Raw genomic sequence first — 25131 nt, 5'->3', positions numbered from 1 at the left:
CAAAGGTCAAAGGTCAAAGGTCAAAGGTCAAAGGTCAAAGGTCAAAGGTATTTTAAGGATAATATGTTTAAGCGTGTAGGTTGGGGGTTATTAATTCTAGTGCTAAGTGTACTTTCACTTGGCTATATTTTTCGCATGCCGATCACCTTGCATTTTGTTGCTCCTTCACTGCATCAAGCTGGAGTTGAACTGCATTGTTTGGATTGGTCGTTAACAACCAATCTGGATCTCCATGTACAGCGAGCATGTATTGGCTATCAAGGGCAGTTGCTTGAATTAGCTGATATTACGGCCAATACTCAAAACATCACGGTTAACCGTGCAAATTTAATACTGGTAAACCACGATTCTTCGACTGAGCCTAGTGTGGCTAAAAAGCTTGCTTTGGCGCTACCGCAAGCTCGCCCGTTGTTACACCTAAAACGTTTAGTGATCACTCAGTCTCAATTAAAAAAGCCACTTATTATCAGCATAAATGAGCCGATGTTAAATGAGTTTGTTGTTACTGGTGATGTAAAAGCTGAGGTTGACGTTAAAAATACCAAGCTGGCAGGAAATATTGAGCTTGATGAGCGACTACTTTCTACAGTTAAGGCCGCGACTGTAAACTCGATTGCAGGACTTAATTTAACTAGCCAACATAGGTTCGTTTTTGATGGTATTGAACTCGATATAGACACTCAGCTAGGTGCTGATTTCACTTACGCCATTAATACCTGCTCGATGACAATTAAAAGTAGTGGCAAAGTCAGTAGTCACTATAACTTAAATTCAAAAACATTAACCCTAGATGCTCAGCAATTAGCAACAACACTCAATGGCAAAAATGAGTGTTTACAAAGTTTGGGTGGTGTTATCGATGATGATGCACAGCAGCAATTTGTTACTCGGCAAATACCGTTAAATTGGCGATTAGTTTTACCTAGTAAGATCATTGTGCAAGACACTCAATTGACATTAGATCAGCTAACATTGCAGGCAGGATCACAACTGCTAATGAATGTTAAACAGTTAGCGGTTGATATAAAGAATCCTTTAGAAACCCTATTGGCACAATTCGCGTTGTCGTTTTCGAGTGATGATATTGCATTATTAGATATAGCCGCGAGTGTTGTTAGCAGTGATATTGATGGTAACTATCAGTTAAAAGTGGCTACGCTGCCTGATTTTATCGATGTTGATGCGCAGCATATTAGTGCACAAGGGCATTTTTCAATAAATAGCATATTGGCTGCACAGCCTGCTCTCGAATTGTCAGCAAAATTAACGCTGGGGCAATTAAAAGTGAATGATATTAGCATTGATAATTACCAAGCAACTTTTAAGGCGAAGCTACAAAGTAATCAATACTTAACCGCTAGCTTATCGAGCCAGATTGATACTATTAATATGGGGAGTATTAAACTATCTCAGCTGGCGAATCAGCTAACTGCTGCAGGAAGTTTGTCAGCAGGGGAATTGTTTTTTGATTTAACCAGTGAAACAAAGTTAGCCAAGCTACAAACGGAAGAATTACGACTTAACGATATTCGTATAAGCTCAAAAGGTTTACAAAGTCGTGCCTTGCAAGCATCTCATCATATATATGTAGAAGGGATAGAGCTTGTGGCAATGCATAATATAACAAGCACAGCTCATCCATTTGAGGTGATAATTTCAGAGCAGTTAGTTACTAAGCTTAATCCACTGCTTCATCAATTTGTGCCGCTTGCAACCTTAACAGATGGTAAAGTCAGTGGCCGTATTGCTGGTGATATTAATCTGCAACAGGCCGATCTCTCTTTACAGCTAGTCGGTGTAAGTGGTTTATACACAGATTACCTTGCTAAGCAGCTTAATACTCAATTTATAGGTCGTTATGATTCAGGGCAGCTTAATGTTGTGCCTTCTACATTTGAACTAAATGAATTACGAGCCGGTGCAGTGGTAAAGCAGTTAACAGGATTTTGGCAAGTACGGGCAAATGAACTTGCTGTTACGGAGCTTACAGGGAAGGTTATGGGAGGGCATTTTTTGCTGGATAAATATCGCCTTACAGAAGAGCCGCAACAAGCATTAGTTACATTTGACAATATAGATGCTAGCAAGGTCATTACCCTTGATGCTAAATCGGGTATTAGCTTAACTGGAAATGTAGCTGGACACTTGCCTGTTTACTTCACAAAAGCGGGTATTGAGGTTAAAGGTGGGCAGCTTGTTAATCAAGGTGCTGCTAAATTACTTATCACTGATAATGCAGCTTTTAATTCGGTAAAGGCTCAACAACAAGAGTTAGGGCCTATACTTGGCTTGCTTGAAAATTTAGATATTCAGAGTATTAAAAGTAGTGTTAACTTAAAACCTGACGGCTGGATGACCTTAGGCGTTAATTTGCAAGGGTATAATCAACAGCAAGCACAGCAAGTTAATTTTAACTATAATCATGAAGAAAACGTGTTCACACTATTACGAGCACTGCGCTTAAGTGATGAAATTACGCAAAAAGTTGAACAAGAGTATTCAACAAAAGGAAGTAATAATGACTAAATGGTTAGTAATATTGACCGCATTGGGATTACTCAGTGCATGTACGCATCGTGTTGAGGTGGCCGCCAAGGAGCCTATAACAATTAACTTAAATGTTAAGGTCGATCATGAAATCCGCGTAAAAGTTGATAAAGAACTCGACAGTTTATTTAGTGATGACAGCGAATTATTTTAAGGAGCAAGTATGAATATAGTAAAAAATAAAAAACTAAGCATTGTCACTTTATTAAGTGCGGTGTGTTTGTCGTTTTCGGCTTGGGCCATTTCGTTAGATGATGCAAAAAATCAAGGGCTAGTAGGTGAGGATAGCTCGGGCTATTTAGGGCTTGTGGTGCAAAATGCAGAGGCAAAAGCGGTGGTTGATGAAATTAATGCAAAACGTAAAGCACAATATTTAAAGCTCGCTAAAAAGAACAACTTGTCGCTTTCTCAAGTAGAAGCGCTGGCAGCTGCTAAAACGATTGAGAAAACCCAATCGGGTCACTTTGTTGAAGTGAACGGAGAATGGGTTAAAAAGTAACATTCCTTTTTGCTAAAAGCTGAGTGACTAAGCGCTCGGCTTTTTGCATCCAGCAAGTAATTGTTGCCAAAAGTCGATGCCTTTTCGGCGAGCTAAATTGATGTTGTGATCTGGAATTGATTCAGGTTCATTATAATCATCAAGTGCTGCACTCATACTAGCCTCACGAATTAGATGTAAGGTAGGAAAAGGCGCGCGGTTAGTGTAATTTGCTGCATCATTGTCATCACTATCGGCAAACACATAGTCAGGATGAAAGTTGGCTATTTGATATTTACCTTCAAAGCCTTGGGCAACTAATAGCGCATTGGCTAAATCCACTAAATCTAAAAATTCCTCAAAGTCAGTAAAGCCTTGTTCAAACATCAATAATGTAGTCTCTCGAGTCGGTTGTTGATCAAGTTCAATACATTGTTCGATCATCTCCATCACAGCATCATCAATGCTGGTTGCTTGGCTAGTTTGATAATGAATGCAATTATTTTCAACTTCTTTACGGGCAAAGGGGCAAAAGTTATATTTAACAATGACATTAGCTACCCATAAGCGGGTTTGTTGTTCTGGTAAGGTTAATTTTGTTTGTTCAGTCATTGTGTGGCTCTAAAAATTTATTAATGATGGTGATCGTTTTCGCGATGGCGCCTTGGTTGTTAGCAACACATTGTGCTGCCTGTAGACCTAGCTGCTGGCAAAACGCTGGTTGCTGATGAAGCTCGTATAGTTGCTCCGCTAACTTCTTTGTATCGCTTACTTGTATACACCCACCTGATGCAATCAGTTCAGGGTAAACATGGTTGAAATTATAGGTATGCGGGCCTGTTAAAACACCGACAGAAAATGCCGCTGACTCGAGAGGGTTATGCCCGCCACGTGCAATTAAACTGCCGCCAATATAATTGATGTTGGCCATACCATATAAACATTGCAATTCACCTAAAGTATCAGCAAGGAGTACTTGCTCGCTTTGATAGTTATTTTTACTGCGGCGGCTAAAGCTCAATGGTGAGTCTTCAAGCAATGTGGCGACCTTATCAAATTGTTCTGGGTGGCGCGGCGCAATAACTAGCAGTGCATCTGGAATCTGTTTTAGCAGCTGCTGCTGAGCAGCTAATATCAGCTCATGCTCACTAGGGTGCGTGGAACCGGCAACCCAGATAAAACGCTGATTATTGTATTGGCTTTTTAGGGTGTCGACTTTGTCTAACTGCTCGCTAGTTGGCTTTATATCAAATTTAATTGAGCCAGTAATATGCACTTTTTGCTCATTGAGGCCAAGCTCAATAAAGCGTTTAGCGTCTTCATGATTATGACTAGCTAAAGCGGTAATTGATTGCATTATAACCTTAGTTAATGGCGCTACTTTTTGATAACCCTGTTGTGATTTTGCTGAAAGCCGCGCATTGAGTACCAGTACAGGAATATTCTGTTGTTTGCACTGCGCCATAAGATTAGGCCAAAGTTCGGTTTCTAAAATACACATTAACGTGGGTTTAACACGCTTTAAAAAGCGCGCTGTAGCACAAGGGTAATCAATAGGTAAATAGGCGCACTGTACCGAGTCTTTAAAATTATTATGTATTTGTTCACGGCCTGTAGGGGTGTTACAGGTTATCATAAATGAGTTACTTGGCTGCTGGTATTGTAGCTCTTTAAGCAAAGGTGTTGCAGCAAGTACTTCACCAACTGAAGCGCAATGGATCACAATTAGATCATCTTTTAATACTGTGCTTTCTTGTGAGGTGTTTTTTACTGTAATGAAGCCAAATCGTTCCGCAAAGTGCGCGCGATAACCTGCGTTCTTTTTACCTCTAAGTATATATAAATAAAAGGTTATGAGAGGACTTAGCAAATAAAGAATCAGTGAATAAAAAAAGCGTGCCATTTTTCAGCCTCGAATTATAAACACTAATGATAACGCGGATACACTTTAAGCAAAATGCGAAATTGTTAAAAAGCGTTAGAATAGAGAGTTTTGGGTGTTTAGTTACGGCTAATTTGGTAATATTTGCGTCCCTTAATGAAAAATATAGTCGTTATGAAATTCAAATTGATAAAAGCCGTGGTATTAACCAGTTTTATGAGTTGCGCATTGCCTTCACTTGCAACACCAACTGCTTACTTACCAATTGGCATCGATGCACAGCTTGATCATCAGATCGATACGTTATTTGCATTGACGTCAGGCACACCGATGACAAAGCCTTATCGCCTAAAGGAAGTTGAAGCGGCACTTACTAAATTGCAAAATGCACAGCCAAGTTTAGTCGCGGAAATACGTGCTAAAATTAAGCCTTATCAAGGCAGCGATAATATTACTCGAGTAGGTGTTAAGGTGCGTGCTGATGGCAGCAATGCAACCAAACTTGCCAATCAACGTGGTTTGAGCTCTGATGAGTGGGGGCAAGTATTCTTTGAGGGTATTTGGCGTCCTAATGACTATACCTTGATGCAAGTAGGTGTCGATTATCGCGCGAAGCAAAATAAATTTATTAATTATAATAGTTTTGTCAGCTTTGCTGGCGATGACTTGCAGTTAAATATTGGTTACAAAGAGCATTGGTTTTCGCCGTTCAAACAATCAGCTCAGATTGTTTCTACTAATGCCCGTACCTCGCCATCTATTTCATTAGGGATGGTGGCACCAGCTCATAATTGGTGGAACTTTGATTTTGAGCTTTACTATTCTGAGCTTGAGCATGTTGAAAAAGGCATATTATATCAAAATGAATTACATGATGGCACACCTCGTTTAGCTGGCACACATATTAGTTTAGAGCCTGTAGAGGGTTGGAAAATCGGCATTAATCGTATGATGCAATTTGGTGGTGGGCCTCGCGATGTTGGCTTTAGCGATGTAGTTAAAGCATTTTTTGATCCGGCTGGAAATGATAATAGCGAACTTGCTGGAGGTCCTGATAATGAGCTTGGCGACCAGTTTGCTTCAATAACAAGTGTTGTGAACTTTAATTGGGGAATACCAACAGAGCTTTATTTTGAGTATGGTGGTGAAGATACTAAAGAGCACCAAAACTACCAATTTGGTAATATTGTATATAGCTATGGAGTATTTTTACCTCAATTAACTAATGGTTTATCACTTCGCTATGAATATACTAACATGCATAGTCTTTGGTATAAGAATTACATATACCCGACGTTTGGTAATACTAATGATGGTTATGTAGTAGGCCATTATGCTGCCGATCAGCGTTATTTCGGTGATGGTGTGCCGTCGAACATTCATAGTATAGAAGCCGCTTATGCTGCCACCACAGGTTCATTTTGGCGTGCAAAATTTACTTTAATTGATAATGAAAGCGGCTATATTAATGATTATGGTAATGAGAGTGCGCATTACGAGCAAGGCATTGAATTACAAATTAGTAACAACCGAAAGTGGCAAGAATATAATATTGAAACAACTTTAACTTACGGCGAAGATGTATTTGGTGATAACTATACGTGGTTGTCAGTGGCACTTTTTTGGTAGTAGCTAGTCAGACTAATTTTGAGAGGATTACCCATGTCTAATATTGATTCTGTAGCGAGCAGCTACCTTGAAAGTTTAACCCGTCACCAAGTATTGTTTGAAACGATGGAAACATATCACCCTCAAGTAATGCAATTGCTTGAAGTTTGCCACAGTACTTTGCAAGCTGGTGGAAAAGTAGTTTGGTTTGGTAATGGTGGCAGCGCAGCAGATGCTCAGCATTTAGCAGCAGAGTTCGTCGTACGCTACAAATTAGAACGTGGCCCATTAGCATCTATGGCGCTAACAACCGACACTTCCATCTTAACTGCGCATAGTAATGACTATCACTTTGACACAGTTTTTGAGCGTCAAGTTCTTGCGTTATGTAAGCCTGAGGATTTAGTGATTGGTTTAACTACCTCTGGTACTAGCGCTAATATTAATTTAGCGTTAGCTGCTGCAAATGAAATAGGTGCTTATACAGTTGCATTTACAGGCCGCGATGGCGGTAAAGTAAAAGATATCGCTAAATTATCCATTATTATTAAAGATGACGAAACCGCACGTATTCAAGAAGCACATATGTTTATTGGTCATTGGTTATGTGAAGCCATTGATATGGTTGTAGCGGGGCAGAGTTAATGGATTTAGCGTTATTAAAAAAACTGTCTAACGCTAAAATATTAGTGGTTGGGGATGTGATGCTTGACCGTTATTGGCATGGTGATTCAGGGCGCATATCGCCAGAAGCACCTGTGCCTATAGTTAAAGTAAGTAAATTTGAAGATAAAGCCGGTGGCGCCGCAAACGTGGCAAAAAATATTGCCCGTTTAGATGGTAAAGTTGGCTTGTTGGGTTTAATTGGTGAAGATGAAAGCGGCCAAATATTAGAGCGAATTCTTGCTGATGAACGTATAGATTCACAATTAGTCAGTGTTTGTGATTTGCCAACTATTTCAAAAATGCGTGTGATTAGCCGTCATCAACAAGTCGTTAGACTTGACTTAGAAGAGATGTTTACTGAGCAACACAGTCAACTACTTTTAAACCGTCTGGAATTAGTATTAGATGAGTACGACTTTGTCTTGTTCTCAGATTATAACAAAGGCTCATTAAGCTTGATCCAGCAAATGATAAAACTTGCTAAAGGTGCTGGAAAAACAGTTCTAATTGATCCTAAATCCTCAGACTTAAACTTATATCGCGGTGCTGATTTTATTACTCCTAACTTGAATGAATTCAAGCTTGCCGGTGGTAAAACAGATTCGGAACAGCATTTAGCAGACAGTGCTCGAGCACTGATCAGCAATGCAGGGATCGCGGCCATGCTATTGACTCGCTCAGAGCAAGGTATGTCACTTATTAGTGCCGATGAAAAACACGATTTTGCAGCGCAACAGCTTGAAGTCAGTGATGTTACTGGCGCTGGTGATACTGTTATTGCAACTCTGGCGGTGATGTTAGGTGCAGGAATGCAGCCTAAAGATGCTGTGGAAATTGCTAACCTTGCGGCTGGAATTGCAGTGAGTAAATTAGGGGCAGCCACGGTATCGCCTGAAGAGTTAAGTCGTAAGTTAGGTCAATACTTACAAAAAACCGGCGAGCATTATCAAACCCCATTTGATGATGTGCTTCAGCATATTGAGTTTGCAAAGCAAAATGGTGAAACTATCGTGTTCACCAATGGTTGTTTTGACATTTTACATGCGGGGCATGTGCGTTACTTAGCACAAGCCAAAGCACGTGGAGATCGTCTAGTCGTCGGTTTAAATAATGATGAATCAATAACGCGTTTAAAAGGTCCTGAGCGCCCTATTAACCCGCTTGATGAGCGTGCTATGGTGCTGAGCGCTTTGGCATCAGTTGATTGGGTAATTCCATTTGGTGCAGTTGAAGAAAACGATACACCCGCTAAATTAATTGAGCTGATCAGTCCTGATATCTTAGTAAAGGGTGGAGATTACACTGTTGAACAAATTGCAGGCGCTGATCATGTACTTCGCCATGGCGGAAAAGTTGAAGTACTTGAGTTTTTAAATGGCTGCTCTACGTCAAAAGTGATCAGTAAAATAAAGGCTTAACGGCTATATTTTAAGAGTGGACTGGTATGCTGTGTGTAACTGCTGCCAGTCTGTAGTTTGCCAATGCATTACTTTATTTCGGCCTTGCTCTTTATGAAACGAACGAGCAAGGCGGGTCATATTAGCTTGTTGCCAATTACTGGCGGGGAGTTTTAGTTCACCGCGGTCAAAGTCAATAATGTATATCTCGCCCGTTTCATCAAATAGAATGTTGTTAATATTCAAATCAGCGTGATACACCCCATGATTATGAAAATCCGCAATCGTGTGTGCTACTTTAATTAACTCTTGTGCGCTAAAGGGACGTTGTTTTAATATATCAAGCACACTTTGTGCGCCTGCAACAGCTTGAGTAATTATATCGCCACGGTAAATTAAGCCAGCTTGCGATATTTTAGCTGCAATCGGCTTTGGTACATTTAGACCTAATTCGCACAGTTTCATCATTAATGAAAACTCTTGGTAAACACGGGTTTTTTCCAGTCCAAAAAACACATATTGATCACTTAGCACTTTACCCACTAAACCGCCACGCCAATAATGCCTGAGCACTGCTGTTAGCCCGTTATGGCAGAAAAACCATGCAGTTGCGCGACCTTTTTTGGCGCCGACAATTTTTCCTTGCTGCTGCCAATATTCATTATCAAACCAATTTAAGCTAATTTCGGCACTATGCTCAGGATGGCTTAAAATAATGTGTTCATTGATGGTTTGCTGGTTAAACATGGCGTACTTATTTTATTGCAGGTGATAGTGCTATCTTAACCTGTTTTAAAGCCGAGCATAAGTGCTTGCAATAGTGGGTGGTTAATTTAAGATCATGATAATTATCCAGCATGAAGCAAAGGACACCTGTGACTGACTTAACCACCTATTCAGATATTTGTATTTTAAGACTCTCAGCAATTGGTGATGTTTGCCATGGCGTATCTGCAGTGCAGGCAATTCAAAAAGCGCACCCCAATGCAAAAGTTACCTGGGTGGTCGGCAAAATTGAAGCCATGTTACTAGCTGATTTACCCGGTGTTGAGCTGGTGGTGTTTGATAAAAAACAAGGCAAAGCAGCCTATCAGCAATTAAAACAACAATTTAAAGGGCGTAAGTTTGATGTGTTGCTGCATATGCAAGTGGCACTTCGAGCTAACTTAGTGGCGCGTTGTATTCCTGCAAAAGTTAAAATTGGTTTTGATTGGGCGCGCTCAAAAGAATTGCATAGCTTGTTTATTAACCAGCGCATTGCACCACAGCAGCAGGCTCATGTGTTAGAAGGCTTTAAAGGCTTTGCGCAGGCGATAGGTGTACCTGATTATCAACCAAACTGGCAAATGCCAGTCAGCGAACATGATCAAAGTAATGCTGATGAATTACTTGGTACGGAGCGATTAGAGGGGCGAATTTTTGTGATTTCTCCAGCTGCCAGTAAAAAAGAACGCAATTGGTTGGCTGAACGCTATGCTAAGCTTGCAGAACATGCCTACAAGCAAGGGTTTCATGTGGTGATCACGGGTGGCCCGACAGAGCTTGAAGTGACGCTCAGTGATGACATTATTGCAGCCACTACAACGCCAATCCTTAATTTAGTGGGTAAAACCAAACTCAAAGAGTTGCTTTGCGTACTTAAACGAGCTGCATTGGTATTAGCACCTGATACAGGCCCTGCTCATATGGCCGTCACCGTAGGCACTCCCGTTATTGGTTTATATGCCCACTCAAACCCGAAACGCACTGGACCCTATTTATATCAAAATTACGTGGTTGAGGTGTATCACCAAAACTTACTCAAGCAAACTGGTAAAACCGCTGAGCAATTACCTTGGGGTACACGGGTTAAAGGCAGTGATCTAATGAGCCAAATAAGTGTTGATGAAGTAGCTTTGATGTTTGACCTTGTGGTTGAGAAAGAGCAATTATGAGCAATATCAATAAAGCCTTATTTTTAGACCGTGATGGCGTGGTTAATATCGATCATGGTTATGTTTATGAGTCGGATAAATTTGAATTTGTGCCAGGCGTATTTACTGCATGTAAGGCGTTTGCTGATGCAGGCTATAAACTGATCATAGTGACTAATCAATCTGGTATTGGCCGTGGTTACTATTCAGAGGCGGATTTTCACGCTCTAACACAGTGGATGATAGCCCAATTTGCTGCGCATCAAGTAAAGGTGACAGATGTTTACTTTTGCCCACACCACCCGAAAAAAGCATTACCCGAATACCTCAAAGAGTGTGATTGTCGTAAACCAGCTCCGGGCATGTTACTGCAAGGCATCGCTGATCATCATATCAATCCAGCTGGCAGCATTATGGTTGGAGACAAACTAAGCGACATGCAAGCGGCAAGTAAAGCGGTTATTGGCACTCGGGTGCTTGTACGATCCGGGCAGGAGTTTGATGCGGTAGCCATCGACTCGGCAGATCATGTTTGTGATTCGTTAGCAGACTTACCCTCAATACTGCTATAGCTCAATGTAAACTGGCAGCATAAGTTGTCAGTTCCTTATTTCTGCGATGAACTACAAACAGTGCATTTGTTTGACTAAACTTTTACAATAGCCACAAAGATGAGCCGTGTTAACTTAAGTACGCTCACCCCGTTCAATAATTTGGAGATTACAGATGAGAGCATCTGCGTTTTTTACTCAGCTTCAGCAGCAAATTGAAGATGTAAAAGCCGAAGGCTTATATAAAAATGAGCGTATTATTACTTCGCAGCAGCAAGCACAAATTCAAGTTGCTTCTGGTGATAAAGTTATTAACTTCTGTGCAAATAATTACTTAGGTTTAGCGAATAGCCCTGAGCTGATCCAGGCTGCACAAAACGGCTTAAATGACCATGGCTTTGGTGTTGCGTCAGTACGGTTTATTTGTGGTACACAAGACATTCATAAAACATTAGAGAAGAAGATCAGTGAATTTTTAGAAACTGAAGACACGATTTTATATTCATCATGTTTTGATGCCAATACCGGTTTATTTGAAACAATTTTAGGCGCTGATGATGCGATTATCTCTGATTCGTTAAATCATGCTTCTATCATTGATGGCGTTCGTTTATGTAAAGCAAAGCGCTTCCGTTATGCAAATAATGATATGGCAGATCTTGAAAAGCAATTGATTGCTGCCGATGAAGCGGGTGCAAAAACAAAATTAATCGCCACCGATGGTGTGTTCTCAATGGATGGGGTTATTTGTAATCTTGAAGCGGTCTGTGACCTTGCTGATAAATACAATGCACTTGTTATGGTTGATGACTCTCATGCCGTTGGCTTTGTCGGTGAAAACGGCAAAGGCACACCTGAGTACTGCAACGTGCTAGACCGTGTTGATATTATTACCGGCACTTTAGGTAAGGCGCTTGGCGGTGCATCGGGTGGTTATACATCAGGTAAAAAAGAAATAGTTGAATGGTTACGCCAGCGCTCTCGCCCATATTTATTCTCAAACTCATTAGCGCCTTCAATCGTTACAGCATCAATCAAAGTATTAGAAATGCTCGAAAATGGCAGTGAATTGCGTGCTAAGTTATGGTCAAACGCTAAATACTTCCGTGAGCAAATGGAAGCGGCTGGATTTACCTGTGCGGGTAAAGATCACGCGATTATTCCAGTAATGTTAGGTGATGCTAAAGTTGCGTCTGCAATGGCTGATAAGTTATTAGCTGAAGGCATTTATGTCACTGGTTTTTCATTTCCAGTGGTGCCAAAAGGCCAAGCGCGTATTCGAACACAAATTTCTGCTGCGCACAGCATTGAGCAATTAGATACCGCAATTGACGCCTTTACCCGTATTGGTAAAGAAATGGGCATTATCTAATTAATTTATTTTAAACCGTTGCCTTCGCAGCGGTTTTTTTATTGAGTGTGATTCATGAAAGCATTATCTAAATTAAAAGCAGAACCAGGTATTTGGATGACGGATGCGCCAAAACCTGAAGTTGGGCATAACGATTTATTAATCAAAATTCGTAAAACCGCTATTTGTGGTACTGACGTACATATTTATAAGTGGGATGAGTGGGCGCAAAACACCATTCCTACGCCTATGGTAGTAGGTCATGAATATGTCGGTGAAGTGGTTGATATGGGTCAAGAAGTTCGCGGTTTTAGTGTTGGTGACCGAGTATCGGGCGAAGGGCATATTACCTGTGGCCATTGTCGTAACTGTCGCGCTGGGCGTGTTCATTTATGCCGTAACACCACTGGTGTAGGTGTTAACCGCGAGGGGGCTTTTGCCGAGTATTTAGTGATCCCAGCGTTTAATGCATTTAAAATTCCAGACAATATCAGTGATGAGTTAGCTTCTATTTTTGACCCATTCGGTAATGCAGTACACACAGCACTGTCATTCGATTTAGTGGGTGAAGATGTCTTGATCACAGGTGCAGGCCCAATTGGTATTATGGCTGCTGCAGTTGCAAAACATGTTGGCGCACGTCATGTAGTGATCACCGATGTCAATGAATACCGATTAGACCTTGCGCGTAAAATGGGCGCAACTCGTGCAGTTAATGTGGCTAATGAAAAGCTTGAAGATATTATTAAAGAGCTTGGTATGACAGAAGGCTTTGATATTGGTCTAGAAATGTCAGGCGTACCGGTTGCATTTAATAGCATGTTAAATAACATGAATCACGGTGGTAAAATTGCCATGCTAGGTATTCCACCATCTGATATGGCGGTTGATTGGAACCAAGTGATTTTTAAAGGCTTAGTGATCAAAGGGATTTATGGCCGTGAAATGTTTGAGACCTGGTACAAAATGGCCAGTCTTATTCAGTCAGGGCTCGATCTAAACCCAATCATCACTCATCAATATTCAATAGATGACTTCCAAGCTGGCTTTGATATGATGATTTCAGGCCAATCGGGGAAAGTAATTCTTAACTGGGATTAATTATCCACTTGTTAAGAGAATTAAAGGCGGCATTTGTCGCCTTTTTTGTAATTATAAGAGAGTACTATGGCATTTAAGCATATTTCAATTACCGAAACTCAAGCACTACTTAATAAAGATGATGTCGTGATTGCTGATATTCGCGATCCTAATTCGTATCAAGCAGGGCATATTCCGGGTTCAGAGCATTTATCAAATGCCAATATTGGCGAATTTATGATGAACAAAGAGTTTGATCAGCCAATTATTATTGTTTGTTATCATGGTATGAGCTCACAAGGCGCAGCCAGCTACTTAGCTGAGCAAGGCTTTGAAGATGTATACAGTATGGATGGTGGTTTTACCCAGTGGGAAACCCAATTGCCGGAGCAAGTGGAACGATGATCGAACTGGGTAGTATAAATAATCCACGTGCAGCACAAGGCTTTATTGATTATATAAAAAGCCAAGGCTTACAGGGCGAGCTTCGATCGCAAGATGGAAAAACGGTAATTATTTGTGTTGCCCCAGAGCATTTCCATCAAGCTCAGCCATTATGGCAAGCGTTTGTAGAAAACCCCAATCATGCCCGTTATCAAGAGGCATCTTGGCAAGTAGGAAGTACGCAGTCACCGTTGAGCTATCAAGGCCAAGAATTAAATTTAAAAGCACGCTTTAAATCATTGAGCTGGTTAAACCAAACGGTCACTTTATTATGTGTAGGTATTTACATTGCCTTCTTACTCGGTGGCTTTGAGTCAATTTATAGCGTATTACAGTTTAAACCCGATCAACCATTAACTTGGCTTACACCTGCAATTGTGCATTTTACTGCTGTGCACTTAGTGTTTAATATTATGTGGTGGATCATGCTAGGCGATGGTATTGAAAAGCTCAGTGGTAAAAGTACTTTAGTAGGTCTTTTTTTAGTGACCGCGCTATTTAGTAATTGGGCTGAGTTTATTATGGTTGGCCCTAACTTTGGCGGCTTAAGTGGCGTTGTTTATGGTTTACTTGGGTTTTGTTGGATCCATCGGGCATTGAACCCGCAACAACCGGCTTTAGTAACTAATGGTATTATTGGTTTTATGCTGATTTGGCTGGTACTAGGCTTTGCTGACATGTTGTTTGTAAGTATGGCTAACTGGGCGCACTTAGGTGGGCTATTAAGCGGTATGGCTTACGCGTTTACCGCTCAATTGTTTACTAAAAAAACAGCTTAAGATACTCAGTTATATAAGTACTTAGTGATATAAATATTTAGTAAATAATACTTCGCGAATGATCTCTTGCCCTGTTTCTTGTTTTAACAGGGTTTTGAGTTTTTCGGCACAACGCTTTCTGATCTCTTCACGGCCGGTGAGTGATTTAATTTTTTCTTCAGGCTCTTTTGATAAAATTTCTACCAATGCATCTCTAAGTAACGGGGTGTGATGCTCAACAATAGCAATGTTTGACATATCACTGAGCATTAAATCTACAGTAATACGCACATAACCTAACTTTTTATTACTCTGACCAATATAGTTGGTAATGATATCGGGTTCGAAACCAAAGTAGCCCACAGTTGATTCAGCTTTGCTTGCAAAGCTGCTAAACAAGCTAATAAAGAAAGTGCTAATTAATATGCCAGCGTAAAGCGTTTTTTTCATATTCAGTAGAGAGCCCTGTAATTAATTGTTATTAGTCTATACGTAATAATGGCTAAGATACAGGCTGATGCAGCTATTATATTCATTAATCATCACTTTTTCCCCGACGCGGGCAGTGGTATCATTTAAAGGGTTATTATTAAATAGAGTTATCGTGATCACATTTCCTGTTTCTGTAACTGCGGATTGGCAGTTAGGTACATCAATCAATTCTTTGTCTTGTAACGAGCAAGACTGGCTACTTGAGCCCAACTCACTGACGGCTAAATTAAAAACACAGTGTGGTGAATTCTCTGTAAAAGTGCTTAGTGAGAAAGAGTTTGAATTGAGTATTTCACAACAACAATTATTAGATTGTTCACAACGTATTGGTATTAATCGTGAGGTTTTGTTGCTTTGTGATGGCATCCCTATGGTATACGCACAAAGCTGGCTGCCTGCCACCGATGATATGCAACAACAGCAATTATTGGCACTGGGTAATCGGCCTTTAGGTGATGTTATTTTTCAACATCCGGACTTAAAACGTACCGAAATTGAAATAGCGCGTTTTGATTGTCAGCACCCAGTACAGCAACTTGTTAGCCAATACTCTGTAGTTGTAAAACCCTTGTGGGGGCGTCGCAGTATTTTTTCGTTGGCGCAAAGCCGTTTTTTAGTAGCTGAAATATTTTTACCAGAGGCTTATCTATATCTATGAAATTTGCCGCCTTGTACATTGCTCATATACCGTATTATAAGCAGTTAATGCGCACCGATAAGCCTATCGGTACTTTATTGCTATTGTGGCCTACATATTGGGCATTGTGGCTTGCAAGTGATGGTATGCCAAGCCTACTTAATTTTGTGGTATTTAGCTTTGGTGTATTTGTTATGCGCAGCGCAGGTTGTGTTATTAATGATTACGCAGATCGTAAAATTGACGGCGCGGTAAAACGCACAGCACAAAGACCCTTAGCTTCTGGCTTGGTGAGTAGTGGCGAAGCATTAAGCTTATTTTTGTTGCTTATCATAATTGCTTTCATACTGGTGTTGTTACTCAGTTGGCAAACCATATTATTGTCAGTCGGGGCATTGCTATTGGCATTTAGCTACCCATTTATGAAACGTTACACTAATCTACCGCAAATAGTGCTAGGTGCAGCTTTTGGTTGGGCTATTCCGATGGCTTTTATGGCTGCAACAGGTACTATCCCACTGCTTGGCTGGTTGTTATTTATCGCTAATATTGCGTGGACTACGGCATACGATACTATGTATGCCATGGTAGACAGAGATGATGATTTGAAAATTGGCGTAAAGTCTACAGCGATATTGTTTGGTAGTGCCGATCGAATCATTATTTTTGCGCTAAATGGTGTATTTATAGGTTTGTTGGCTTTAATTGGTTATACGAGTCAATTAGCAATGCCGTATTGGCTTGGTCTATGTGTGGCATCTGGCTTTTTGGTTTACCAACAATTTCTAATTCATAGTCGTAATAGAGAGCATTGTTTTAAAGCTTTTTTAAATAACCATTATGTCGGTATGGTCGTTTTTATTGGCTTAGTGGCGTCCTTGCCATTTAATCTATAGTGTTAGCGAGGTGGATCAATGACGCCACTGATTGAAGTGTTTTTCCTAAACCAACCCGCAACTGAATAGCGATTATCAATTGTCGGCAGTACTTCATGCATAAAGCGTTCGCTTTCAAACATCACGAACGTACCAGCTTTAGGCTGAATAGTGATTTCAACGTCTTTACTTTTAGGTTTGTAAATCACTAACTCACCACCAGATTGCACTGTATTTAAGTAAAATACAGTAGTAAATACACGGTTCGATCGCCCTTTAAATGCGTCGTAATGCTTTTTATAAAAGTCGCCATGCTGGTATTTCGCATAGTGACACTCATAATCAAATAAACCCAAAAAGAAATAACGATTCAAGTTTACTCTAATATCTTCTAGCGCATTTTGATAATCAATTTGAGCTTGGCTACTACCATCAAACCAAAAGGTCTTGTCGGTGCGTATACTCTTGTCTATTTGTAAATCCTGCTGACGGCCAATTCCTGCTGATTTAAAATTGGGGTTGATACAATAACAATCTTCTATCAACGCGTTAGTCAGTGTTTCATCAAACATATTTTCGATCACGGCGTAGCCATGAGTTTCTATGTCAGTTAAATAACGTCCAGGGATCAGGTTAAGGCTCATTAATTGTACTATATAGCAGGGAAGGCGCGTAGTTTAGCTTAAAATGATGCAAAGGTACTACTGAAGATTTAGAAACCAAGCCAGAGTTCTGCTTTAGGCTTGGTTTTCATGCTGTTACTTAAGAATTAATTGATAACGCTGTCTTTTCTATTAATGACAGGAGCTGGTTTATTGGGTCGTCAGCAGTAACTTGCTGGCTGGTTTGTACAATCAATTGCTCATGAGCTAAGTTCTTATTGGTTTTTAACTGGAGCAGGTTATTATTCTCTGCGACCGAACTTGCATGTTCAATACTGCTAATTGCAATATGGTTTGATTTACACAACCCGTCCATTACTTGCTCAATACTGCCAACTTTTATACTGCTGCTCTTGTTCAAACTATCGACAGCCTCATTCAGCATAGCTTGAATTTGTTTTGATTGTGAAAAACAACTATACATAGGGTAATCGTTTAAATCTTGTTTGCAAAGATTGTTCTTATTCGCAAGAGGATGACTTTTTGCAACGAATAAAATAAGTTGATCAGGTAAGTGTATGTCATTGCCAATACTATTAACTGCTTGCGAACAAACGCTAATATCAATTTCACCTAACTGTAGCTTACGCACCAACTCACTTTGTTCTTGTAGTTGCATTTCAATTTTTACATGAGGGTATTGTGCTAGAAATTGGCCACATGAAATAGGCACTATTGCACTTGCATGATTGGTATAGCCAATTACCAATTTCTCATTGGCGCAGCCATTAATTGATTGGAATAAACGCTTCTTAGTTTCTTCGAGCTTGCTTAAAGTGTCTTGTGCGTACTCTAAAAACAGCTCACCTTCAGTTGTTAGTTTCACTGAGCGGGTCGAGCGTTTAACTAATTCATAGCCAACTTCGTCCTCTAAGGTTTGAATGCTGCGAGTCAATGCTGAGGTGCTAATTTTGGTTGTTTCGGCCGCTTGGCGAAAATGTCGTAGCTGACCTAAAGCAACAAATTGCTCTAATTGTTCAAATCTCACTTTTATAGTCCTTTGTATAAGTAAGCCGCACTACTGGCGAACATAATTGATATTAATTTAATGGATAGTAATCCATTGTACCCAATTTGAAAAGTGTATTTCACATAATTTTTACAACTATCAGTTAGGGTAACGCTCTTTTATCTCCAAAAAAAGTGCTAAATTGTTAAGAAATATGTCCACAAGTTTAGGTTCAAACTGTTTGCCACTCTGCTCCTTGAGCAAATCGAGCACCTCTTCAAGTGGCCAAGCTTTTTTGTAGCAACGATCACTGCCAAGGGCATCAAAAACATCCGCTAGAGCTGTAATACGGCCAACAATATGAATATCTTTACCTGCAAGTTGATTTGGGTAGCCAGAGCCGTCCCATTTTTCATGATGTGTATACGCAATGATTGAACCACACTTTAAGATTTCATTATTCGAACTCTTCAGAATATCATAACCAACTTCGGCGTGAGTTTGCATAATGGCCCACTCTTGATCATCCAGCTTACCGGGTTTATTGAGAATATGATCTGGAATACTTATTTTTCCAATATCGTGTAAGGGTGAGGCGAGTTTTATCACTTCACACTCAAAGTTATTTAAGCCATATAACTTACCTAACAGTTCACTATAGTGCGCAACTCTTTTAACATGTGAACCGGTTTCTTTTGAACGTTTTTCAACGGCTTCACCGAGGATATACGATAGCTCTTTTTGCGAATCCTTCATCATTTCGCGTAATTTCAGGTTATCGTAAGCCAGAGCAATATTGTTGGCAAAAAACTCCAAAAGTTGATAATCGGTGGTTCCTAATAACGAGCCTTTACGTACATACAGCATTGTTTCGAGGCCTGCCTGAGTTGGAAAATAGCCAATGTAGTCATGCATGGTTTTTTGGGATGATTTGCGATTGTGTGCCTCAACAAATAATTGCTTTACATCTTCGGGGATCATATTGGCATTAGGTTCAGGCTCAACACCAGAGGCTGCCAGTAGCTTAAAATCAGTGGCAGGAGATGTTTGTTGGTTAACAGCTGCTGCACAATAAATTTCAGTGTCATCTAAGCCCATAACATTAGTTACATGGGATAAAATTGTTGATGCAAATTCATGGACACTATCACATTTTAAAAATGAGCTAGAAGCGTTGATTATTTTTTCAAGACCTTTTCTATGACGCTCAATAATTTGAATATCACGATGTGAACGCAGAGCTGAATACAATAATGTTTTCATTTTTATTGCCGTCAGCTCAGTTTTATTTTTGTAATCGTTAATGTCGTATTCACGTATCACAGCTTCTTCAGGGGCTTCGCCAGGTTGACCTGTTCGAAGAATAAGGCGGATGTCGTGGTTATTGATATCATCACGGATAAATTTTATTAGGTCTAAACCCGCATGGCTAGTTTCCATGACTACATCAATTAGGCCAACCGAAAAATCGAGATCTTGTTGTAATAATTCTTTTGCGGCTTGCGCTGAGTAAGCATGGTGCAAACATAAGGCTTTATCTTCAAAAGTAAATCCTGATAACACAAGCTTAGTGACTTGGTGAATATCATCTTCATCATCGACCACGAGAATATTCCAAAACGCCTGTGGTGACTGAGTTTCTGACTCTTCAATGGCATTTTCTGAAAATAAAAAGTCGTTCACATTTACACCTTTAGTTTTATCATTCTCCTAAATAGTATAGTGCTTGTTTTTTAGTCTGCCTTGTTGCTCAGTGGTTTTTTTTCAATGTTTTTAAGTTCAATTTCAATTGCGTCACATGAAATATGTATTTCATATAAAGAGGTTAACAACGATAGAGCAAGGCAGGCTAGGCTAATACCAAATAAAATTACGCCAGTGGTTTTAAACTCGATAAATAATGCAAACATTGAAAGTGTACACATTAAAAAAGATGCAACGCCATAGACTTGCATGGTTCTAATGAGTCTAATGCGTTTTCTCAAGTTAGTTATTTGCGCAACGACTAATGGTCGAATAGTCTCTCCTTCGCGGGCGTTAAGTTCACGAATTAATTGTGCTAGCACTAAAAACCGGTTGGTATATGCTAATAACAACAAAGAGATTGCAGGGAACAGCAGTCCAGGTGTTGTGAGGGTCATGATTATTTCCTATATAACAATTACTTCGCTTAGAGTAGCTTAGGGTAATTTAATCGCAAAGTAAAAGAGGTTGTCATTGCAAAATAGAATAAATAACAACAATACAGAGCAAACACCATTTCAATGGTTAACAATCTATTGCGCTGCAAATGCGGTAGAGGCAAACATTGTCAAAGGGTTATTACTTAACAGCAATATTGAGTGCCAGTTACTTGGTGAGTCCTTGCAAGGAGCTGCTGGCGAAATACCTTTAGATCAAACTCAAGTGAGAGTGCAGGTTTTTGTGATTAAAGAGCGCCAGGCGCGGCAAATATTGGTAAACTACACTCAAGTACAACAATCCGCTCCTGATTGGGTATGCCCCAACTGTAATGAGCATAATGGGCCAACATTTGAAATTTGTTGGTCTTGTAGGACACCAAATAATGACTAAAGCGAATAATTTTCAGCGTATAAGAGAGCTTAACTATTTGCAGCAAGCGGTATTGGCAGCAGCATTAATTGAACGCATGCTACCTAATTATGGTTTATTTAGTGAAGCAACAGGATTTGGTGACGAAGCTATTTTACGCAGTGCACTTAATTTGTGTTGGGAAAAAATCTTACTGCCGAAAAGTAAAATAAGCCTTGAAAAGCAAATTGAGAAAATAGAGCCTAATGTTCCAGAACTCGCTGATTTTGATATGTTCGGTACTTATCCTGCTATAGATGCCGCCACTGCCTTATTAGGTTTAATGCATGGTTTAATTGCCAAAGATGAGCAAGAATTTATCAGCATTAGTAAAATCTCTCAGGCGACTGTTGCGCGTTTTATTGAATATCAATTAACGGTTGAAGGTGAGCTGGCTGATAATACAGCGGTACGTGAACATCCGTTAATGCAATACGAAATTGAAGTGTTAGGCGAGTTAATTGATTTTGTTGAGCAGATGGGCAGAGTAACGGCTGAAAATGTGAAAGCGTTAAAGCAACATGCTATCGCTGATGGACAAACAAACATTGGTATTACACTTTAAGTAACCAAAACTCTGATTAAGAGATTTATTTTAAGAATTTAAAAGTGCCAAAGGGCATGGGAGAAAACTGCAGTGCGAATTTTAGGCATTGAATCGTCGTGTGATGAAACGGGAATTGCAATCTATGATGATGAACAAGGTCTACTTGCTCATCAACTCTATAGCCAAGTAAAAGTGCATGCAGATTATGGCGGTGTAGTGCCTGAACTTGCATCTCGAGATCATGTTCGTAAAACCTTGCCATTAATCGATGCTGCTTTTGCACAGGCCGGTTGCGGACCTGAAGATATCGATGGTATTGCTTACACTGCAGGCCCAGGACTGGTGGGAGCATTATTAGTGGGTACTTCAATTGGACGCTCACTTGCCTATGGGTGGAATATTCCAGCAGTGGCTGTTCATCATATGGAGGGCCATCTACTGGCGCCAATGCTTGAAGAAAACGTGCCTGAATTTCCGTTTATTGCTTTACTCGTATCAGGTGGACACACCATGATGGTTAAAGTCGCTGGGATTGGTCAGTATGAAGTATTGGGTGAATCGGTAGATGATGCTGCAGGCGAAGCATTTGATAAAACAGCTAAGTTACTTGGTTTAGATTACCCTGGTGGGCCACGGTTAGCTAAACTTGCTGAGCAAGGTGTTCCTAAGCGCTTTATTTTCCCACGACCAATGACAGATAAACCGGGCCTTGACTTTAGTTTTAGCGGCTTGAAAACGGCGGCTGCAATTACTATTCGTAATAATGACGATGATCAGCAAACCAAAGCCGATATCGCTCATGCGTTTCAAACCGCAGTTATTGATACATTAGTTATTAAATGTAAGCGTGCTTTAAAGCAAACGGGTATAAATCGCTTAGTAATTGCCGGTGGTGTAAGCGCCAATATACAGCTACGTGCGCAACTAGAGCGTGTAATGCAAGGCATGAAAGGACAGGTTTATTATCCGCGCACAGAGTTTTGTACTGACAATGGTGCCATGATCGCCTATGCGGGTATGCAGCGCTTAAAGGCTGGGCAGTTTGCCAGCCTTGATATGAAAACGAAACCACGTTGGCCGATAGATAGTTTAGAGGCTATTTAAATTTAAGTATTGTTATCATCTTTAGTTGGTGGCGTTTTTTTGTCACCAATTTTAGGTTCTTTGCCACTAAATAAACGTTTAATATTGGCGTGGTGGCGAAAGATAATCAAAATAGTTAAAAATGTTACTGGTAAGGTATAAAGCGGTTTGATCCACCAAGTGTATAATGGCGCTAAAGAAACGGCGACTAATGCCCCAAGTGACGAATAGCGTGTAATAGCAACAACAGCCACCCAGGTTGAAATTAATAACCCGCCTAACAACAAGCCAATGGGTAGCAATGTTCCAAATGCAGTTGCAACTGCTTTACCGCCTTTAAAGTGAAAGAATACCGGAAACATATGTCCTAAACACGCAGCAACCCCTATCAATCCCAGCATTAGTGGTTCAAGTTGTAAAAAATAAGCGCCCCAGACAGGAATAGTCCCTTTGAGAATATCAAACACTAAGACTAAGCAGGCTGGAACAGCGCCACCAAGACGATAAACATTAGTTGCGCCAGGGTTGTTTGAGCCATTGCTGCGAGGATCGGGTAGTTTAAATAGCCGAGACACTAAAATGGCTGATGAAATCGACCCGAGTAAATAGGCTAAAACTAACATTAAAACGGCTATCACGCGCTTCCTTATTTTTTAATCGCAGTTTTTCGGCTATCATTGGCCGCAAAAATTGCATTCATACTTTTCGTGGTTCAAATAGCAGATACATAATGTATCTATACGCTTATATCATATGGGTAATTTTTACATGATGTACCTATAGGCTATTGTATGGGTAATTTTTACATAATAAAACACAGTTAAAGTGTATAAAGGCTATAAATGCAAATTATAGCCGATGTAGACTCAAGTCAATGAGTTTTAAGTTTTTGCCAGTTGGAGCAGTTATGGATAAGGTTTTTATATCGCAACTACATGTTGACACTATCATAGGCGTGTACGATTTTGAAAAAGAAACTAAACAGAGTTTGTATTTTGATATCGAGATGCTGTGTGATATTAAACCCGCAGCAAAAACCGATGACATTGCCTTAGCACTTGATTACGCAAAGGTAAGTGAGAGAGTAATCGCGCACACGACAGCAAAGCCTGTTGAGTTATTGGAGACCTTAGTAGAGCAACTAGCGGCTATCATTTTAACCGAGTTTGCTACAACACAAGTTACCATTCGAGTTAGTAAACCCGCAGCCGTCGCGCAAGCACGCACTGTCGGTGTTGAAATTACCCGACTCAAGGCACGTTAAGATGGCGCAAATTTATATTAGCCTTGGCTCTAATGTTGATAAAGAACATTATATCCGCCAAGCGTTAATCGCCCTAAAAGCACACCTTGTAGAATTCGAGCATTCCAGTGTCTTTGAAAGCGAAGCAGTTGGCTTTGCAGGTAATAACTTTTACAACTCAGTCATTGGTGCACAAACACAGATACCGCTTCCCCAGTTATGTCAGTTACTCAAACAGATTGAACGAGAGAATGGTCGTACAAATAACGATAAAAAATTTAGCCCGCGTACACTCGATCTAGATTTACTGTTTTACGATGATGTAGTGTGTGATTCTCCTGCACAGTTACCCCGTGATGAAATCACCAAAAATGCCTTTGTCCTGCAGCCATTGGCAGAAATAGCCCCCGATTTTTATCATCCTACAGCAAAGCAAACAATTGCCCAGTTGTGGAATACTTACAACAACCCTAAGCAAAAACTATGGAAGGTGGAGTTTACTAACCCATGAGTATTATCGAAATTATTGTTTTAGCCCTGATCCAGGGATTAACTGAGTTTTTACCTATTTCAAGCTCAGCTCATCTCATTCTCCCTTCACAAATTCTTGGTTGGCAAGATCAAGGCCTTGCCTTCGATGTTGCGGTGCACGTTGGTACCTTGATTGCGGTGGTGATTTATTTCCGCAAAGAAGTGGTAGAAATACTTGCGGCATGGTTTAAATCATTTGGCGCACAAGGTGCAACAGATGATAGTAAACTTGGCTGGTGGATTATTTTAGGCACTATACCAGCCGCTGTACTGGGTTTAATTTTTAAAGACTTAATCGAGCTCTATTTACGCAGTGCGTGGGTAATTGCAATCACCACTATTTTGTTTGGCTTATTACTTTGGTATGCCGACGTAAAAGGTAAGCAAACTAAAACAATTTATCAATTAACTTGGAAATCAGCACTGATGATCGGTATGGCGCAAGCGATGGCGATGATCCCTGGTACGTCACGCTCGGGTATTACTATGACCGCCGGTTTAATGCTGGGGATGAATAAACAAAGCGCTGCGCGTTTTTCATTTTTACTCGCAATTCCAGTGATCTCAATGATGGGCTTGTATTACACCATTGAGCTGGCATTAGGGGATCATGTAGTTGATTGGACAACGTTAATTTTAGGTGCCGGTTTATCGTTTATCTCTGCGTATGCGTGTATTTTCCTGTTCTTAAAAATAATTGAACGTATGGGGATGATGCCATTTGTTATCTATCGATTATTATTGGGCGTAGGTTTAATTGTATTTTTGATGATGTAGCACTGCGTTTATTAAAGATAAATAAAAACGCCTTAGCTCAATGAGCTAAGGCGTTTTTTTATAAGCCA

At 40.2% G+C, this 25131-nt stretch carries 29 protein-coding genes; 20 read left to right on the top strand and 9 right to left on the bottom strand.

All coding sequences use genetic code 11. The annotated features are described in order from the left end of the window. Positions 1–63: 63 nt before the first annotated feature. Genes H5182_RS15045 through H5182_RS15035 form a run of 3 tightly spaced genes read left to right on the top strand, consistent with a single transcriptional unit; the run spans position 64 to position 3046 of the window. Complete coding sequence (locus tag H5182_RS15045; RefSeq protein WP_182760250.1) at positions 64–2526, top strand: YdbH domain-containing protein; 2463 nt, start codon at positions 64–66, stop codon at positions 2524–2526. Beyond that, positions 2519–2701: a YnbE family lipoprotein gene (locus H5182_RS15040; protein WP_145235041.1), complete on the top strand. Its 183-nt coding sequence runs from the start codon at positions 2519–2521 to the stop codon at positions 2699–2701. The genes H5182_RS15045 and H5182_RS15040 overlap by 8 nt, the downstream gene beginning before the upstream one ends. 9 nt (positions 2702–2710) lie before the next feature. Then, positions 2711–3046 (top strand): YdbL family protein, encoded by a 336-nt coding sequence (locus H5182_RS15035; protein WP_145235043.1) that lies wholly within the window; start codon positions 2711–2713, stop codon positions 3044–3046. 27 nt (positions 3047–3073) lie between these two features. Here H5182_RS15035 and H5182_RS15030 read toward each other — a convergent pair whose 3' ends face one another. Further along, positions 3074–3637 carry a DUF1415 domain-containing protein gene (locus tag H5182_RS15030; RefSeq protein WP_145235046.1) on the bottom strand — a complete coding sequence of 188 codons (564 nt, stop codon included), beginning with the start codon at positions 3635–3637 and terminating at the stop codon, positions 3074–3076. Continuing rightward, positions 3630–4928: a lipid IV(A) 3-deoxy-D-manno-octulosonic acid transferase gene (gene waaA / locus H5182_RS15025; RefSeq protein ID WP_182760249.1), complete on the bottom strand. Its 1299-nt coding sequence runs from the start codon at positions 4926–4928 to the stop codon at positions 3630–3632. Before waaA ends, H5182_RS15030 begins: the two co-directional genes overlap by 8 nt. 153 nt (positions 4929–5081) lie before the next feature. Here waaA and H5182_RS15020 point away from each other — a divergent pair, with 153 nt between their 5' ends. From H5182_RS15020 to hldE, 3 genes are read left to right on the top strand one after another with little or no spacing between them, the layout of a single operon-like run. Further along, positions 5082–6536 carry a capsule assembly Wzi family protein gene (locus H5182_RS15020; RefSeq protein WP_182760248.1) on the top strand — a complete coding sequence of 485 codons (1455 nt, stop codon included), beginning with the start codon at positions 5082–5084 and terminating at the stop codon, positions 6534–6536. 33 nt (positions 6537–6569) lie between these two features. Next, on the top strand, positions 6570–7160 hold the full coding sequence (locus tag H5182_RS15015; RefSeq protein ID WP_145235052.1) for an SIS domain-containing protein: 591 nt from the start codon (positions 6570–6572) through the stop codon (positions 7158–7160). After that, the gene (gene hldE, locus H5182_RS15010; protein WP_145235054.1) at positions 7160–8599 is read left to right on the top strand and encodes a bifunctional D-glycero-beta-D-manno-heptose-7-phosphate kinase/D-glycero-beta-D-manno-heptose 1-phosphate adenylyltransferase HldE; all 1440 of its coding nucleotides are present in this window, start codon (positions 7160–7162) and stop codon (positions 8597–8599) included. The genes H5182_RS15015 and hldE overlap by 1 nt, the downstream gene beginning before the upstream one ends. A gap of 3 nt (positions 8600–8602) precedes the next feature. On the opposite strand, the gene H5182_RS15005 is transcribed toward hldE, so the two are convergent. After that, positions 8603–9325 (bottom strand): 3-deoxy-D-manno-octulosonic acid kinase, encoded by a 723-nt coding sequence (locus H5182_RS15005; protein WP_145235056.1) that lies wholly within the window; start codon positions 9323–9325, stop codon positions 8603–8605. A 128-nt stretch (positions 9326–9453) separates the two neighbouring features. Here H5182_RS15005 and H5182_RS15000 point away from each other — a divergent pair, with 128 nt between their 5' ends. The 6 genes from H5182_RS15000 (at position 9454) to glpG (ending at position 14696) form a co-directional block, all read left to right on the top strand. Further along, on the top strand, positions 9454–10512 hold the full coding sequence (locus H5182_RS15000) for a glycosyltransferase family 9 protein (RefSeq protein ID WP_182778808.1): 1059 nt from the start codon (positions 9454–9456) through the stop codon (positions 10510–10512). Then, a complete protein-coding gene (gmhB, locus tag H5182_RS14995; protein ID WP_145235061.1) occupies positions 10509–11063 on the top strand; it encodes a D-glycero-beta-D-manno-heptose 1,7-bisphosphate 7-phosphatase in 555 nt (184 codons plus the stop codon). The genes H5182_RS15000 and gmhB overlap by 4 nt, the downstream gene beginning before the upstream one ends. A 154-nt stretch (positions 11064–11217) precedes the next feature. Then, complete coding sequence (locus H5182_RS14990; RefSeq protein ID WP_145235063.1) at positions 11218–12414, top strand: glycine C-acetyltransferase; 1197 nt, start codon at positions 11218–11220, stop codon at positions 12412–12414. A gap of 54 nt (positions 12415–12468) precedes the next feature. Next, complete coding sequence (gene tdh, locus H5182_RS14985) at positions 12469–13494, top strand: L-threonine 3-dehydrogenase (RefSeq protein WP_182718390.1); 1026 nt, start codon at positions 12469–12471, stop codon at positions 13492–13494. Positions 13495–13560: 66 nt separating this feature from the next. Then, complete coding sequence (gene glpE / locus H5182_RS14980) at positions 13561–13878, top strand: thiosulfate sulfurtransferase GlpE (RefSeq protein ID WP_145235068.1); 318 nt, start codon at positions 13561–13563, stop codon at positions 13876–13878. After that, a complete protein-coding gene (glpG, locus tag H5182_RS14975; RefSeq protein ID WP_182731773.1) occupies positions 13875–14696 on the top strand; it encodes a rhomboid family intramembrane serine protease GlpG in 822 nt (273 codons plus the stop codon). Before glpE ends, glpG begins: the two co-directional genes overlap by 4 nt. Positions 14697–14717: 21 nt before the next feature. Here the strand turns inward: glpG and H5182_RS14970 are convergent, their stop codons facing one another. Next, positions 14718–15125 (bottom strand): flagellar basal body-associated protein FliL, encoded by a 408-nt coding sequence (locus H5182_RS14970; protein ID WP_145235070.1) that lies wholly within the window; start codon positions 15123–15125, stop codon positions 14718–14720. 154 nt (positions 15126–15279) lie between these two features. Between H5182_RS14970 and H5182_RS14965 the strand changes: the two genes are divergently transcribed. Continuing rightward, positions 15280–15825 (top strand): chorismate lyase, encoded by a 546-nt coding sequence (locus tag H5182_RS14965; RefSeq protein ID WP_182731748.1) that lies wholly within the window; start codon positions 15280–15282, stop codon positions 15823–15825. Further along, positions 15822–16700, top strand: a complete 879-nt coding sequence (gene ubiA, locus H5182_RS14960) for a 4-hydroxybenzoate octaprenyltransferase (protein WP_182760246.1) — start codon at positions 15822–15824, stop codon at positions 16698–16700. Before H5182_RS14965 ends, ubiA begins: the two co-directional genes overlap by 4 nt. Before the next feature lie 2 nt (positions 16701–16702). Here ubiA and H5182_RS14955 read toward each other — a convergent pair whose 3' ends face one another. The 4 genes from H5182_RS14955 to H5182_RS14940 form a co-directional block, all read right to left on the bottom strand. Continuing rightward, positions 16703–17323 carry a 2OG-Fe(II) oxygenase gene (locus H5182_RS14955; RefSeq protein ID WP_145235076.1) on the bottom strand — a complete coding sequence of 207 codons (621 nt, stop codon included), beginning with the start codon at positions 17321–17323 and terminating at the stop codon, positions 16703–16705. 118 nt (positions 17324–17441) lie between these two features. Next, a complete protein-coding gene (locus H5182_RS14950; protein ID WP_182731749.1) occupies positions 17442–18329 on the bottom strand; it encodes a LysR family transcriptional regulator in 888 nt (295 codons plus the stop codon). A 120-nt stretch (positions 18330–18449) separates the two neighbouring features. Then, positions 18450–19973: a DUF3369 domain-containing protein gene (locus tag H5182_RS14945; RefSeq protein WP_145235080.1), complete on the bottom strand. Its 1524-nt coding sequence runs from the start codon at positions 19971–19973 to the stop codon at positions 18450–18452. A 50-nt stretch (positions 19974–20023) separates the two neighbouring features. Next, the gene (locus tag H5182_RS14940; RefSeq protein ID WP_145235083.1) at positions 20024–20431 is read right to left on the bottom strand and encodes a DUF2721 domain-containing protein; all 408 of its coding nucleotides are present in this window, start codon (positions 20429–20431) and stop codon (positions 20024–20026) included. 76 nt (positions 20432–20507) lie between these two features. Between H5182_RS14940 and H5182_RS14935 the strand changes: the two genes are divergently transcribed. From H5182_RS14935 to tsaD, 3 genes are all read left to right on the top strand, one after another. Then, complete coding sequence (locus tag H5182_RS14935) at positions 20508–20864, top strand: DUF2007 domain-containing protein (protein WP_145235085.1); 357 nt, start codon at positions 20508–20510, stop codon at positions 20862–20864. Next, positions 20857–21447: a YjaG family protein gene (locus H5182_RS14930; RefSeq protein ID WP_145235087.1), complete on the top strand. Its 591-nt coding sequence runs from the start codon at positions 20857–20859 to the stop codon at positions 21445–21447. Before H5182_RS14935 ends, H5182_RS14930 begins: the two co-directional genes overlap by 8 nt. A 72-nt stretch (positions 21448–21519) precedes the next feature. After that, entirely contained in the window at positions 21520–22533 is a 1014-nt protein-coding gene (gene tsaD / locus H5182_RS14925) for a tRNA (adenosine(37)-N6)-threonylcarbamoyltransferase complex transferase subunit TsaD (RefSeq protein WP_145235089.1), read from the top strand. A gap of 2 nt (positions 22534–22535) precedes the next feature. Here tsaD and plsY read toward each other — a convergent pair whose 3' ends face one another. Continuing rightward, on the bottom strand, positions 22536–23150 hold the full coding sequence (plsY, locus tag H5182_RS14920; protein WP_145235091.1) for a glycerol-3-phosphate 1-O-acyltransferase PlsY: 615 nt from the start codon (positions 23148–23150) through the stop codon (positions 22536–22538). A gap of 269 nt (positions 23151–23419) precedes the next feature. On the opposite strand from plsY, the gene folB reads away from it, so the two are divergent. Genes folB through H5182_RS14905 form a run of 3 tightly spaced genes read left to right on the top strand, consistent with a single transcriptional unit; the run spans position 23420 to position 25063 of the window. Further along, a complete protein-coding gene (gene folB / locus H5182_RS14915; protein WP_145235093.1) occupies positions 23420–23776 on the top strand; it encodes a dihydroneopterin aldolase in 357 nt (118 codons plus the stop codon). Position 23777: 1 nt separating this feature from the next. Then, entirely contained in the window at positions 23778–24266 is a 489-nt protein-coding gene (folK, locus tag H5182_RS14910; RefSeq protein ID WP_145235095.1) for a 2-amino-4-hydroxy-6-hydroxymethyldihydropteridine diphosphokinase, read from the top strand. Further along, on the top strand, positions 24263–25063 hold the full coding sequence (locus H5182_RS14905) for an undecaprenyl-diphosphate phosphatase (protein ID WP_145235097.1): 801 nt from the start codon (positions 24263–24265) through the stop codon (positions 25061–25063). The genes folK and H5182_RS14905 overlap by 4 nt, the downstream gene beginning before the upstream one ends. Positions 25064–25131 lie beyond the last annotated feature (68 nt).

This window comes from Pseudoalteromonas sp. SG44-17 (genome assembly GCF_014164235.1).
Lineage (GTDB): Bacteria > Pseudomonadota > Gammaproteobacteria > Enterobacterales > Alteromonadaceae > Pseudoalteromonas > Pseudoalteromonas rhizosphaerae.
The sequence above is the reverse complement of the archived record's forward strand: the minus strand, read 5'-3'. Positions and strand labels throughout refer to the sequence as shown.

Bases quoted from the DNA above. Each gene is read 5' to 3' on its own strand.
- H5182_RS15045 (WP_182760250.1), top strand. From the start codon at position 64: ATGTTTAAGCGTGTAGGTTGGGGGTTATTAATTCTAGTGCTAAGTGTA.
- H5182_RS15040 (WP_145235041.1), top strand. From the start codon at position 2,519: ATGACTAAATGGTTAGTAATATTGACCGCATTGGGATTACTCAGTGCA.
- H5182_RS15035 (WP_145235043.1), top strand. From the start codon at position 2,711: ATGAATATAGTAAAAAATAAAAAACTAAGCATTGTCACTTTATTAAGT.
- H5182_RS15030 (WP_145235046.1), bottom strand. From the start codon at position 3,637: ATGACTGAACAAACAAAATTAACCTTACCAGAACAACAAACCCGCTTA.
- waaA (WP_182760249.1), bottom strand. From the start codon at position 4,928: ATGGCACGCTTTTTTTATTCACTGATTCTTTATTTGCTAAGTCCTCTC.
- H5182_RS15020 (WP_182760248.1), top strand. From the start codon at position 5,082: ATGAAATTCAAATTGATAAAAGCCGTGGTATTAACCAGTTTTATGAGT.
- H5182_RS15015 (WP_145235052.1), top strand. From the start codon at position 6,570: ATGTCTAATATTGATTCTGTAGCGAGCAGCTACCTTGAAAGTTTAACC.
- hldE (WP_145235054.1), top strand. From the start codon at position 7,160: ATGGATTTAGCGTTATTAAAAAAACTGTCTAACGCTAAAATATTAGTG.
- H5182_RS15005 (WP_145235056.1), bottom strand. From the start codon at position 9,325: ATGTTTAACCAGCAAACCATCAATGAACACATTATTTTAAGCCATCCT.
- gmhB (WP_145235061.1), top strand. From the start codon at position 10,509: ATGAGCAATATCAATAAAGCCTTATTTTTAGACCGTGATGGCGTGGTT.
- H5182_RS14990 (WP_145235063.1), top strand. From the start codon at position 11,218: ATGAGAGCATCTGCGTTTTTTACTCAGCTTCAGCAGCAAATTGAAGAT.
- tdh (WP_182718390.1), top strand. From the start codon at position 12,469: ATGAAAGCATTATCTAAATTAAAAGCAGAACCAGGTATTTGGATGACG.
- glpE (WP_145235068.1), top strand. From the start codon at position 13,561: ATGGCATTTAAGCATATTTCAATTACCGAAACTCAAGCACTACTTAAT.
- glpG (WP_182731773.1), top strand. From the start codon at position 13,875: ATGATCGAACTGGGTAGTATAAATAATCCACGTGCAGCACAAGGCTTT.
- H5182_RS14970 (WP_145235070.1), bottom strand. From the start codon at position 15,125: ATGAAAAAAACGCTTTACGCTGGCATATTAATTAGCACTTTCTTTATT.
- ubiA (WP_182760246.1), top strand. From the start codon at position 15,822: ATGAAATTTGCCGCCTTGTACATTGCTCATATACCGTATTATAAGCAG.
- H5182_RS14955 (WP_145235076.1), bottom strand. From the start codon at position 17,323: ATGAGCCTTAACCTGATCCCTGGACGTTATTTAACTGACATAGAAACT.
- H5182_RS14940 (WP_145235083.1), bottom strand. From the start codon at position 20,431: ATGACCCTCACAACACCTGGACTGCTGTTCCCTGCAATCTCTTTGTTG.
- H5182_RS14930 (WP_145235087.1), top strand. From the start codon at position 20,857: ATGACTAAAGCGAATAATTTTCAGCGTATAAGAGAGCTTAACTATTTG.
- folB (WP_145235093.1), top strand. From the start codon at position 23,420: ATGGATAAGGTTTTTATATCGCAACTACATGTTGACACTATCATAGGC.
- folK (WP_145235095.1), top strand. From the start codon at position 23,778: ATGGCGCAAATTTATATTAGCCTTGGCTCTAATGTTGATAAAGAACAT.
- H5182_RS14905 (WP_145235097.1), top strand. From the start codon at position 24,263: ATGAGTATTATCGAAATTATTGTTTTAGCCCTGATCCAGGGATTAACT.